Genomic DNA, 14209 nt, shown 5'->3' with positions numbered 1-14209 from the left:
GAGATGAACACGGCATGGCCCACATGCCAACTCATCGTTGTTTTAACTTTTTGGTTATCTCAGGGTAAAACCTGAATATGGAGCAAATATGAAGCTAACCAAATTGGCAAATTGGCTGGTCTACACCAGCGTTTGCTTTTTATCACTTTATTCCTCGTTGGGGTATGCCACGAGTGTAACTTGGCAAGCAAGCGGTACTACCGATGAATACGTTTACTCCTCTTCAGTTAATGGGAAAAACATATCCCTTACCTTTGACTCCCGGGTAACTCCCGTCACTGAAGGGAAGATTCAGGTTGATCCAACTTATGGGGTGTATTTTAATGAATTGCTGAGTCTGAATTCTTCAGGTTGGGACCAAAACGATATTGGTTACTCTGTTAAGGCAATAGGTTCTACGTTTAGTCTAGATAAGGTTGGCTTTATAGCGCATGTCCAAATTACCGAAAGTGTCAACATGCATGTTGAATTAACTGGATATCTTAACGGTTCCAAAATTGTGACGGAGCAGGTAAAAAGAAACGATATTTCACCGGATTCTCGTTTTTCTATCACACGTGAATCTGATTTGTCAGAAAAAGAAAAGTGGAAAAATATCGATCTACTGGAAATTCGGTTTCCTATTCTGGATGGTTCAGGACAGCATAGTGGTAAATATAAGCCAAAAAATACCTTGAATATATTTGAGTTTTCAGCTCCAGTTGTAACTAACACCTCGCCTGCTATCACCTCAAATGGTGGTGGTGACACTGCTACTATCAATGTCGATGAAAACACCACAGCGGTAACCAAAGTTGTTGCTACCGATGCAGATCAAGGCGATACACTATCGTACAGCCTAGTCACAGGCAAAGACGCTGATAAATTTCAAATAGATAGCTCGGGAAATCTTAGCTTTAAATCAGCACCTGATTATGAAGCTCCTAGCGACAGTGATAGCAATAATAGTTATATCGTAGATGTCCGTGTAGCAGATAATGCTGATGCGAGTGACCTGCAAGAGATAACGGTAACGATTAGAGATGTGGATGATGATCCTCTGGCCGTTCCATCTACGCCTAAACTTGATGACGGATCTAACTCCGGCCTTAAGACTGATACAATTACAAATGATTCGACACCTACGTTTGTAGGTACAGGTGAAAATGGTTCAACGATAAGCTTGACCATAAATGGCACAATTGACGGCGGTACAGCCACTGTTCAGAACGGGACATGGTCAATTACGATACCCCGACGTTCGGATGGAAACTATGCAATTACAGCACAAGCCACAAAAAATGGTGAAACAACAGTTGCATCAGCTCCGCTTGCTTTCACCATAGATGAAACAAAGCCTTCAGGCTTTACTGCCAAATTTGACCAAACTTTGATTAATGAAACCAATGAACAAGCGGCTAGCATTACGCTTACTGGCTTGGAAGAAAAAGGCACGCTTAAGCTGACTTTCACAGGCCAAATGGTTGATGGTCATAGTCCAGCACCAATCGAACTTACGCCTGACTTTGCTGCGGTTGATGGCAAGCAGACCATCACCAACATTGATTTGTCTAGCCTGCCTGAAGGTGAAATTTCACTGTCTGTGCTAGTAACCGATGAGGCGGGTAACACCAGTGATGCCGTAACAGCTTCTGTAACTAAGCGTTATAACGTTAAACCTGAGCTATCTGGAGAACCAGCAACGACAGTTGACGAAGACAGCGAGTTTGACTTTACCCCAACGTTAAAAGACACCGACGAAGGCGATACTCACACCTTTACGATTAATAAAACACCGATTTGGGCGCAATTTGACCCTAAAACGGGTCGCCTATTTGGTACACCAAAGAACGAGCACGTAGGTAAAATTGAAAACATCATTATCAGCGTCACCGATAGTAAAGACACAGTTAGCCTTTCGGCGTTTACATTGGAAGTGGTTAATGTAAATGACGCACCTACAGCAATAACTGCGTCTGCGACGGTAGTAAATCAATCAATAACCGGCGAAAATAAAACAGTTATTACCGTTGAAACCACAGACGTTGATGTAAGTGACAGTCATAGCTATACCTTGGTGACAGCGGGCACGAGTGACAATGGTCGCTGTGCAGCGAGCACGGATAACACAGCGTTTACCATTACTGAAAATAAACTGCTTTCTAAGCAACAGCTTGAAGCGCGTGATCATGTGATATGTGTTCAGGCTAATGATGGCACAGTAACATTTGAACAATCCTTTACTATTAAGGTCAATGATGATGCAGCGCCTATGCCGCCGTCAAAGCCAGATATGATTGCGGAATCTGATACAGGTAAATCATCTTCTGATAACTACACGAGTATGACGACTCCAACTTTTGTTGGTACAGCAGAACGAGGCTCTACAGTTAAGTTATATTCGAACAATTCAGACTTACTGGGAGAACAAACTCTAGATCCGAATGGTAACGGTCAATGGAAAATCACCAGCACGAAAGCGCTGTCAGAGGATAGCAATACGATTTACGCAACTGCGACGGATGCAGGTGGAACAACCAGCGAACGGTCTGAAAGTTTAGTGGTAACAATCGACATCACTGCACCAAAAGGGGAATTCACAATTGACTTAGCCTCTACCAGTGACACTGGTCTGTCGAACACCGATAAATTGACCAATATTCGCACGCCAACCTTTAAAGGTCGTGTTAGTCCCGGCCCGTACTTTAACAAATTGTATAAGGTTGTTGGGGAGTCAGTTCAACTTCTGCAAAATGTGAATGCAACAAATATGGGTACTTGGACTGCTAGGCTTAATCGTGAGCATACCCTTGGAGAGGGTACCCATACGTTCTTGCTTATCATGTTTGACGATGCAGGCAATGAGACTCGCAGTGATACTGTCACCATAGAGGTTGATACGGTTGCTCCAGCTGGTATCACAGCAGCGTTTGAGCAAACATTACTCACCAAAGACAATGAAAAAGCTGCGAGTGTTATCCTTACCGGCTTGGAAGAAAAAGGCACGCTTAAGCTGACTTTCACAGGCCAAATGGTTGATGGTCATAGTCCAACTCCAATCGAACTTACGCCTGACTTTGCAGCGGTTGATGGCAAGCAGACCATCACCAACGTTGATTTGTCGAGCCTGCCTGAAGGTGAAATTTCACTGTCTGTGCTAATAACCGATGCAGCGGGTAACACCAGTGACCCCGTAACAGCTTCAGTGACCAAGCGCTACAACTTTAAACCGGAATTGTCTGGCGAACCAGCAACGACGGTAGATGAAGACAGCGAGTTTGACTTTACGCCAACATTAAAAGACACCGACGAAGGCGATACGCATACCTTTACGATTAATAAAACACCGATTTGGGCAGAGTTTGACCCTAAAACGGGTCGCTTATTTGGTACACCAAAGAACGAGCACGTGGGTGAAACCACAGGGATCATCATTACTGTTAACGATGGTACAGATGAAACCAGTTTAGATAGCTTTGATCTAAAAGTGGTTAATACCAATGACGCGCCGACCGGTGAAAACGTAACGCTTAACGTTAAAGAAGGTGAAACACTAGAGGTTAACGCAACAGAAGGCTTGATGGAGAAAGGCAAAGACGATGACGCTTCTAATGATCCTGATGAAAAGCTTATTGTGCTTGCAGGTAGCCTGCCTAAATACGGCACGCTGACGTTAAACCAAGACGGTAGCTACAAATATGTTCATGATGGCAGTGAAAACCATCTAGATAGCTTTGCTTTTTACTACCAAGACAATGCCAAAGCTGAGTCTGAGAAATATACTGCGACCATTAAGGTGGAAGCCGTTGAGGACGCACCGACTGTTGCAGACGATGTGATTGACCTAACAGAAGATACGCCATCGGCAAAAGTGGATTTGTTAGCCAATGACACCGATCCTGAAAACAATATTGATAAGTCTTCGATGACCCTAGTGACTCAGCCGACTAAAGGTAAGGTAACCGTTGAAAATGGCATCGTGTTGTATACCCCAAATGAGCATGCTAACGGTGAAGATAGCTTTACCTATACAGTAAAAGACGCCCAGCAGCTGGTATCGGAAGAAGCCAAAGTATTGGTTAACATAACAGCGGTAAACGATGCGCCAAAAGCAGAAAACTTTATTGTTAATATTGACGAAGACACCGCATCTGACGCGTTAGCTGTAAGAGCCGAAGCAAGCGATGTTGAAGATACGAACCCGAAAGGCAACATTCGTGTTACTCAAGAGCCAAGTAAAGGTAAAGTCACTATTAACCAAGAAGCAGGTACGCTTGTTTACATGCCAAATGAGAACGTAAACAAAGAAGACAGCTTTAAATATGTGATTGCCGACAACGACGGCGCAGAGTCGAACGAAGCCGAAGTGTCTATCAACATTGGTGCAGTCAATGACCGTCCGACCGTTGCAAACGACAAAACGACGACCAAAGAAGATGAGTCAGTCACTTTAGCTATTTTAGCCAATGACGAAGACATTGAAGATGAAGCCTTTGCTGCCGCTAAAATCACTTTACAAGATGGTGGTGACTACGAGTTAGCCAAGGTTACGGTTGGTGACAATGGTGAACTAACCATAGCGCCGAAGCAGGACAAAAATGGTTTACTGACCTTTACCTATACCGTAGCTGACAGCGAAGACTTGCGTTCAGAGCCTGCGACTGTTGAAGTGACGATTACGCCTGTAAACGACGCGCCAGTTGCACAAGACAACACTGCGAAATTGCTTGAAGATGGCAGTCTTGAAGTGAACGTACTTGGTAACGACACGGACGTGGACAGCGAATTGAAGCCAACGTCGGTGACTGTGGTTAAGCAGCCAGAAAACGGTACTACGAAAGTGACAGCAGAAGGCGCAATCTTGTATACGCCAAATGAGAACTACTTTGGTGACGACGAGTTAACTTATACCGTTGAAGATGCAGAAGGGTTAGTGTCTAACCAAGCGAAAGTAACCATCACCATTGAATCGGTTAATGACGTTCCAGTAATTTCAGGTACGCCATCTCAGTCGGTCAATGAAGATCAAAACTATCGCTTTACGCCAGTTGCCAGCGATGTAGATAAAGATGCATTGACATTCTCTATCGAAAATCAACCAAGCTGGACACGCTTTGACGATGCGACGGGTACGCTAACAGGCACACCAACGGAAGGTCAAGACGGTAACTATGCTGGCATTGTCATCTCAGTAACCGATGGTAAAGCCACAACCAGTCTAGACGCGTTCAACATTGTAGTGAATGCCGTGAATGATGCACCTGTGATTTCAGGTACGCCAGCGTTCAATGTGAAGCAAGATCAGCCTTATCGCTTTGCGCCTTCTGCGTCTGACATCGACTCTGAGTCACTGACATTTACTATTACCAATAAACCAAGCTGGGCTGAGTTCAGCGCGGATTCTGGGTTGTTGTCTGGTACACCAACACGTGATGATGTAGGAACTTACAGTGGTATTGTGGTAAGCGTTAGCGATGGTTCGCTAAGCGACAGTCTTGCTACGTTTAGCATCGAAGTGTTGGCAGTTAATGCTGCACCTGTGGCTAACAATATGCAGCAAACGGTTAAAGAAGACGGCACAACCAGCTTTGTGGCGGATATCAGCGATATCGACGGCGATAGCTTAACTGTTGAAATCCAAAGCCAGCCACAACGTGGTCAGCTAACGGTTCAAGGTGACGTGTTTAGCTACACACCTGCACCTCAGTTTAATGGTACCGACGTATTTACCTACACAGTTAGCGATGGTGAGCTTAGCTCTGAAGCAGCAACGGTGACCATGACGGTTTCAGCAGTCAATGACTTACCGGTAGCCGTTGATGATAGCTTCACATTCACAGCGAATAATTCAGGTCAGTACACCTTACCCGTATTGGAAAACGATACCGATGTAGACGGAGATACGCTGCGTATTGTGGGCGCTAAGTCAACACTAGGAAACGTAGCGGTAGATGGTAATGTACTGACTCTGCTTGCCGAAGGTGTGTCACAAGGCCAAGCTGTGATTTCTTACCTTGTGGAAGATGGCAGTAAGGGACGTGCTCAAGCTAAAGCGGAAGTCACTATTACTAGTGGTTCATCGGGGGCAATCAGCCCAAGTATTGTCGCGCCACAATCTATTACCGTAGATGCAACGGGTTTGTTTACTAAAGTAGACCTTGGCACAGCAGTAGCAAATGATGGCAGTGGTAATGCGTTACCGGTTTCGATCAATGAAGCGCAGCCTATCTTTGCTCCGGGTCGCCACGTTGTACACTGGAAAGCCGAAGACAGCCAAGGCCGACAGGTCGTTGCAAACCAAGTGGTGAATGTCAATCCATTAGTTTCATTACAAAAAGATGCACAAGTCAGCGAGGATAATGGCTATACGCTAGCAGTGTATTTAAATGGTGAAGCGCCAAGTTATCCAGTCACTATCCCGTATACAGTGACAGGCACAGCTGATGCTGCTGATCATGATTTACAATCAGGTGAGTTTGTTATTACTTCCGGAACGCAGGCGAGTATTGAGTTCACCGTATTTGCTGATAGCGCAGTGGAAAACAACGAAACCATCGTAGTTACTCTAGGCGAAGGCGTAAATGCCGGTGCCAAATCAACAGCAACCTTTACCATTGTTGAACAAAACGTAGCGCCAAGCGTGCGTACGGTGGTTTCACAAAATGGCGAAGCACGTAGTTTAGTCACAGCAACTAACGCTGAAGTGTCGATTACTGCGCAGGTAGCCGATGTTAATGCAAACGACCAAGTTAGTGTGGAATGGCAAGCCCCGAGTGAGCTTGAGAATCTATCATTCGTTGACAACGTATTTATCTTTAACCCAGAGTCGCTTGCGGTTGGTATTTACAAAGTCGTGGTGATTGCTTCTGATGATGCTACGCCAAGTCTGTCAACTAAAACGGAAGTGTATGTTGAAGTAGTCGACACATTGGCAACCTTGTCAGATACCGACAGTGATGGCGACTTGATCCCGGATAACCAAGAAGGCTATCAAGACTCAGATGGCGACGGTATCCCTGACTACCTAGATAACATCGATACGTGTAACGTGATGCCGCAACAAGTCAATGAATCGTCACAATTCTTAGTAGAAGGTGATGCTGGTGTGTGCTTGCGTAAAGGTGCCACGGTTGCACAAAACCAAACCGGTGGTGTGCAGCTATTCGAAACTGAAGTTACAGCAGATACTGAAGCGGTCAATATTGGCGGTATCTTTGACTACATTGCAGTAGGTCTACCTAAAGATGGTGATGTGTACAGCATCGTGATCCCACAACGTAAACCTATTCCAGCCAATGCGGTATACCGCAAGTTCAAAGATGGTCAGTGGAATAACTTTGTGGTTGATGCGAACAACCAGGTGCTATCTGCACGTGGTGAGCTAGGCTTCTGTCCTCCTCCGGGTGATGCACAGTGGATCGATGGTATGACAGAAGGGGATTACTGTGTGCAACTGCGTATTCAAGATGGTGGCGCGAACGACGATGACGGCGTTGCCAACGGTACTGTGGTAGACCCAGGGGGTGTTGCCGTGCCGATGTCTAATAACGCCTTGCCTGTCGCAAATAGCGATGAACTTACGGTGATCTCAGGCCAAAGGGTGGTCATTGATGTACTTGCTAATGATACGGACGCAGATGGCAACACGCTAACAATCACCAGTGCCTCGGCTGACTTTGGTCAAGTTGAAGTGGTCGACAACCAACTAGCTTACACCGCGCCTGCGATGTTCTTAGGGGTTGCAACTGTTCAATACGGTATTACTGACGGCGCTGGTGGGACGGCGCAAAGTATGGTGACGGTTGCTATCGCAAATAACCAAGCGCCTGTTACGGTAAATGACAGTGCTAGCACCAATGGCGCAGCGCTGCTACTAGACGTATTAGCTAACGACACTGATCCTGAAGGGTTGGCGCTGACGCTGGTTTCAGCTATAGCGGAGCACGGTTCGGTAACCATTGAGGGAGCTCAACTACGTTATTCTCCTGCAAGCAACTTTGAAGGCGTAGATACTGTCCGTTATGTGGTTAGCGATGAATTTGGCGCAACCGCAGAAGGCGAAGTGCGCGTTGCTGTAAACGTCAAGTCAGACAACAAAGTTGAAAATAGCTCATCGGGTAGTCTGGGTGTACTGAGTGTGTTACTTATTTCTGCTCTGGTACTTCGTCGCAGCAAATCAGGGTTACCTGCATTTGCACTAGTAAGCAGCATGGCGCTAGTGACCACAGCGGCGATGGCAAACGACTGGAAAGTGGCTGGTACCGCTGGTGTAGCATCAGCAGATAGCAAGGTAGCGAACGACTCGTTCGCTACTGCTTACCTAGATGACAAAAGCACCAGCTGGTCTATCGGCGCTTTTTATCAGCTATCACCACAATGGGATGTGGGTTTGAGATATATCGATTTAGGTGAGGGTAAAGTCGCGTTCAGTGGCTTAACTGCAACACCTGATGAGATGCATAAAACCTTGTCCTCTTTAGCCCCAGTTTTACCCAAAGGGACTGCGCTACAGCTGGGTTATGAAGCTAAGCTGGCTAGCGCGTTAACTGGCAAACTGTTTGTTGGTGCACTCAGTTGGAAGTCTGAAATTGATAGCAAGTTAAATGGTAGCTCGCGCATTGTGCATAAAAACGATGGAACCAGCGGTTTTGCTGGTGCTGGTCTACATTATCGGCTGAGTGATTCAACCTCGTTAGGTATGGACTATAGTCGCTATTTTATTTCAGAAAATGACATAGATGAAGTGGCAGTGTCAGTCAGTTATCGCTTCTAAAATAATCTGATTTACATAAAAAGCCAAAGCCCTATATATTTGTCATATAGGGCTTTTTTATAGTGCGCAACTTAATAGCTTGACTGTAATATAAAGTAATGTACCTATATTCAAAATTTAGGTATGGTTCTAGTAACTATAAAAATTTTAACAATAATCAAGGAATCAAACTATGTCTGAAGGCGCATATCAATGTGAAATGATGCCGTTCGCAGGTAATTTTGCGGTGCGAGATTATGCGGAGTGTCGTGGGCAATACATGGCGATTGCACAGTATCAAGCGGTTTATTCGTTATTGGGTACAATTTATGGTGGAGATGGTCGAACAACATTTGCATTACCCGACTTAAGAGGCCGAAGTCCGATTGGTTATGGGCAGGCTCCAGGCTTGGAGCCCTTTCGTTTGGGCCAAACGCCAGGACAAGAGTCTATTCGTTTAAACGTCAATCAGCTACCGTCGCATACTCATATGGCTCAAACTCACGTCTCAGTAGTAAGTAAGGCAACAGCGACGCTCGCAGTGGCGGAAAATCCAGCTAACCTGCAAACCCCTAACGAAGACTGCTATATTGGCACGGCACAAAACCCCAGTTTCTTCAAATCAACGCCGTTGTCAAAAGAGCAGCTTGTGGAAATAAAAGGGCCAGAAGTTGACGTTCAATCTGCAGCGTCAGCTATAGTCAATATTCTATCCACAGGTACGGGTAATGACATAGATATTCGTAACCCCAGTGTTGCAATCAACTGGCAAATTTGTATTCTTGGCCTTTATCCATCACGCGCTTAATTTAAGGCTTGGATAAAGAAGTTGATACCGCATAGGCGTCATGATTTTGCGGTATCTTATTGGTTATACCAGTTCTATAAATTAGTTGATCAGATATTAACGTGAATTGGTATTATTTATGGGAAATTCGCCACAACTTTAGTCATAGGCTTGGCAGCTTTAGGGTTGAACTTAGCTGGATCTTCACCAAGTAAAACCAATGCCGTCGCCGCGATTTGCGAAGACGTGTATTCCTCGTTTGATTTAACTAAACCATTCGCTGCCACCTTAGGTCCAACTACAGCTAGCCAGACTTGCTCAGAGCCAACAATGCCATTCGGGGCTTTTTCTAACATCTGTGGATATTTTTTCGCAATGGCTTTTCTTGAAGAGTGGTGTTGCCAATCGGCCACTGTTTTTCCTCTGCCATGATCTGTGGTGATGATTAGATAAGTATTGTCTTTATACTGTTCGATAGCTTGTAAGGTTTCCCACAATTGCGCAATGAGCTTGTCAGCGCGGTTTATGCCCTTGATGTACTCATCATAATTGCCATTGTGGGCGTAATCGTCAGGCTCTCCTAACGCCAGCATTATCACACGGGGCTTATGCTGCTCAACATAGGCTTTTGCATACTGATAAGTAAAGGCATCAAAGCGAACCGTTTGCCACGGACTGGGGATTTGTGATTGTAACGCATTCACTTTTAATAATACGGGATCGGTCGTGGCTGCTTGTTCAAATCCAGCGTTAATATGTAAGCCGCTGCGTTGGCGATTGAAAATGGCTGGAAAGACATCCCAGCTAGCAAATACCGCGAGATTGTTTTTTTGCTCAGGCTTTGCTTGTAACCACTCTAAAAATGACACGTTGTGATTAGGCACTTTGTCGTTTGAATCAATGCTTGGGTCGGCCAAACCCGTCACGATTTCATTGTAGCCCGGGTAAGAAAAGTACCAAGGGTTACTCACGCGCATTAACGACCCCTTGTTTCTATCGCCAATGATGGCACCTTGCTTTGCGACTTGTTGCCATAAAAATGGCATCAGTTTTTCACGCTTTTGCTGCTCTGTTTCAGCATCAAATAGTTGCCGTAGTTGCTCTGGTGACTTTGTTACTTCAGCGTGATTAACCAGCGCATTGTCGATACCATAAAACACTTCCTGCCAACGTACGCCATCAATAGTCACCAACACAAGGTTAGTTGGATGGCTATTGGCAGAGCAAAGGTTGGTAAACAGCAGTAGCGAGAATACTAAAAAAGTTTTCATTTTGTCACTCCATTAAAAAAGGGCACCGCAGTGCCCCTAGGGAAATCAGGTCAGCTAAAAATCTTAGAATGTAGCCTTGAAATTAACTGCTGCTGTACGTGGCGCGCCGATCCAGGCAGATTGGTTAGCAACACCACCAAGGTAGCTTTCATCATTCAAGTTATTAATCGTGAATTTTAATTCGACATTCTCGATACCGTTTACTGGCTGGCTGATGCTCACACCTGCGTAGAAGTCAGCCACAGTGTAAGAGTCTATCTTCTTGGTGTTTTTAGCGTCCATCCAACGGTCGCCTACCCATTTTGTAGATAAACCTGCAAAGTAGTTACCTTTCGCCCAGTCTAAAGACACCACAAACAAGTCTTCAGCAGAACCAAATACCGTTTTACCTTTAGGGAAGTCAGCAGTACCTTCGGTATACTCAGAGTCGTTATAGGTGTATGACGTATACAAGCCCCACTCATTGCTGATGTACCAAGTCGCTGACGCTTCAAAACCTTTAGATTCGATACCACCGACGTTTTTGTATGCGCCGCTGGTGCCTACATCGTAGTTGATACCATCTGTTGAATCAGCAGAAATAAAGGTCAAACGATTTTCGAAATCAACATTATAAATGGTTAAGCTCGCGCTCAAGTCAGTTGAGTTGTAGCGTAGACCAAGGTCAATGTTTTCAGCGGTTTCTGGCTGGATCTCTTCAAGTGCAGAAGCGTCACGCTCTAATACCGTGTCTTTGATAGCTGCAAAGTTTTCAGCGTAACCAGCAAAAAGCTCTAAACCTTCGACTGGCATTGGTGCAACAATACCAGCGCTGAACAGAGTATCTGAATCAGAGTCTACCGAAACATTCTTAGATGAGTCGAACTTATTAATACCTTCAAGTTCAACCATAAACTTCTTGGCACCAACACGAACGCGGGCTGCACCCAAGTCTAGTTCGTCTTCCACATACAACATCGTGGTATCTACGTTAAATTCACGGCTGTACTGAACCCAATACGGTGTATGGTCGAATTGAATTGATGAGCGCGTGTCGGTACGTTTGTGCCAATCACGCCACTCTTCACGTTGGTAATCTTCATACCAGATACCTGCTCGTAATGTATTAGGCATATCACCTAGTTGACCGTAGTGAACAAAGTCACCATTAAAGCCAATGCGGTCTTTGCCATAGTGTGTGTGGCGGTAAGAACCAACTGGAATTGCCCCCGCTTCGTGACAAGCAGGGTCATATTCAGCGCCAGCGCCACCGTATGGGAATGTTAGGCTTGAAGGGCAACCTTCGATTGGCAGCATTTCATTGCCATCTTTATCTGCAAAGAAAATCTTACCGATCTGTTCACCACCCGTATAAGGTGCCTGACCAAGTAGTTCTGAATGTGGCTTGTTTGGACCATCATTGTTGATGTCCATGATGTAAGGCGGGATCCAATCACCACGGCCTTTATTGTTGTGAACATATACGTTACCCGTCAGTGACCAATCTTGTTGCTCGTAGGCCGCTTCTAGATAACCAAAGGTATTTTCACGGTGCGTTTGCCAGCCATTACGATAAACTTGGTCGATATGTGGAATGCCAGTGATGGTATCAGTTAAGCGGTCCCAGGTTGGGTTTTCTTTAAATTGAGCGGCGCTAATGCGTTGGTAGTTCGCTTCATGAGCATCATCGTATGAGCCATAGGCTTTAATCGTTAGCGGGCCATTTTCATGCTTGATCTTTGCCGCGATATGGTCGCGTTCGGTGTTACCTACCTGATTAACCCAGTCGGTGTTGCTGGAGCTTGAAACACTCACCCAAGCGTAAGTGTTTTCTAGCACTTCACCGGTTTCATAACGGGCAAAATACTTTTTCGCTTCGAAGTCACCTGCGGTAATAGACAGAGTCAAACCTTGGTTTTCACTTGGGTCAATGGTGGTGAAGTTTAATGTACCGCCCAGCGCTTCGTTTGAGCGGGAAGCGATATCAGCAGTACCCTGAGATACTTGAACTGCACCTAGGTTTTCTGTGTCGATATAGCGGTTGGCTTTCGCGCCACCACCATAATTTGAGTTACCGTTCGCGATCCCATCAATGGTGATACCGATTTGTTGTTCATCAAGACTTAACTGAAAACCACGAATAGATACGGTTGTTGACCAATCATCTGAACCGAAAGTGTCGCCTTCATTGATTAGTACACCTGGAAGGTTGTCGATCACTGCTAATGCAGATGTCATAGAGGCTTGTTGTTTGACCATTTCATCGCTGGTGGCGTTGTTAGCAAAGGAAACACTTTGTCCAACGACAGTGACTTCTTCTATTGTGTCATCTTGTTTCTTTTCTTCTGCTTGAACACCTGCGGTAAACGCTGCAAATAACGCAGCGGTGATCAAATTGTAGTTACGGTTAAGTCTCATAATTATCCCAACTTTTAAACTAATGCTTATTACTAAAAGGTTGGGCGGCAGTATGTCTCTAAAATGTGACAACTGGCCTTCTTTTTATTGAACGTTCAATTAATGAAAAATGAAAGTTGTATGTCTCTAGTGTGACTTTTTGTAATTTTACAAAGTGAGCAGCATATTTTTATGTCATTTGTTGTAAAGCGAATTAGTGTACATTCAAAGTGGCAATTGTTTGGTGCAAGTTACGGCAGCTAAGAAAGTACCATAAGAAAACCAACATCTGTGGATATGACTATTAAAATAAGGTAGTTATTTAGTGCTTTATTATTGCAATTAAAGCATTGAACTGATAGTTTTCGTCCCCCTTAAAGATACTAGGTATATATTTACTCCCATGAGAAAAACTGTTTCTGTTTTATTACTGTCTTTATTTGTTAGTGCCTGTGGTGGTTCTGGTTCAGATAAAGAAGAGGAAAAGAGCGTTACTGAAGAGCACACTTCAACGACAACACCACCACCAGCAGAAGTTAGCAAGTTTTCAGCAATAGCTGGTGTATATGACGCCAGTTATAATTCAGATAAAGCTATTGTACTAATCACAACTGCTGGGCAGTATCGGGTTTTTGATGATCTTAATGATTCGCTTGGAAATAATAAAACCTGCTATGCAAAACCTTCGGCTACTACGCCAAATAGTCAATACGATGGTCTAAGTTTTGAGTTTGACGATAACTCTCGTCATTTTAATTTAAAGGATGCTAACCCTAGTCTTGCATTTGAAGTAGATGAAAATGACAAGCTGACTTATATCATTTACGGTGGCAGTATCACAGTTGGTGGGGGTGGATTTACTATTGGATCTGCTGAAAATAAAGTTGTTATTTCACGTCAGAAGTTAGCATTGACCGAATCGGATGTACTTGATAATCAGTGTCAATAACAGCTACTTGTTTTTGCTAACCGAGTATCCAGATACTCGGTTAGTATTTCAATTAACTAAGTTATTCTTGGCCGACAAAGAAATCTTTATGTAAC

General features: G+C 44.6%; 5 protein-coding genes. 3 read left to right on the top strand and 2 right to left on the bottom strand.

Annotated features, from left to right (window positions below; genetic code table 11):
- Positions 1-88: 88 nt before the first annotated feature.
- Positions 89-8752, top strand: a complete 8664-nt coding sequence (locus ACSLBF_RS18775; RefSeq protein WP_440056925.1) for an Ig-like domain-containing protein — start codon at positions 89-91, stop codon at positions 8750-8752.
- Positions 8753-8924: 172 nt separating this feature from the next.
- Complete coding sequence (locus ACSLBF_RS18770; RefSeq protein WP_440056924.1) at positions 8925-9539, top strand: phage tail protein; 615 nt, start codon at positions 8925-8927, stop codon at positions 9537-9539.
- 116 nt (positions 9540-9655) lie between these two features.
- Here the strand turns inward: ACSLBF_RS18770 and ACSLBF_RS18765 are convergent, their stop codons facing one another.
- Both ACSLBF_RS18765 and ACSLBF_RS18760 read right to left on the bottom strand, forming a co-directional pair.
- On the bottom strand, positions 9656-10789 hold the full coding sequence (locus ACSLBF_RS18765; RefSeq protein WP_440056923.1) for an alkaline phosphatase family protein: 1134 nt from the start codon (positions 10787-10789) through the stop codon (positions 9656-9658).
- Between the two features lie 63 nt (positions 10790-10852).
- Positions 10853-13186, bottom strand: a complete 2334-nt coding sequence (locus ACSLBF_RS18760; RefSeq protein WP_440056922.1) for a TonB-dependent receptor domain-containing protein — start codon at positions 13184-13186, stop codon at positions 10853-10855.
- Positions 13187-13568: 382 nt separating this feature from the next.
- Between ACSLBF_RS18760 and ACSLBF_RS18755 the strand changes: the two genes are divergently transcribed.
- Positions 13569-14114, top strand: coding sequence for a hypothetical protein (locus ACSLBF_RS18755; RefSeq protein WP_440056921.1), 546 nt, complete (start codon positions 13569-13571; stop codon positions 14112-14114).
- The last annotated feature ends 95 nt before the right edge of the window (positions 14115-14209 follow it).

This window comes from Pseudoalteromonas sp. T1lg65 (assembly GCF_051930985.1).
Taxonomy (GTDB): domain Bacteria; phylum Pseudomonadota; class Gammaproteobacteria; order Enterobacterales; family Alteromonadaceae; genus Pseudoalteromonas.
The sequence above is the reverse complement of the archived record's forward strand: the minus strand, read 5'-3'. Positions and strand labels throughout refer to the sequence as shown.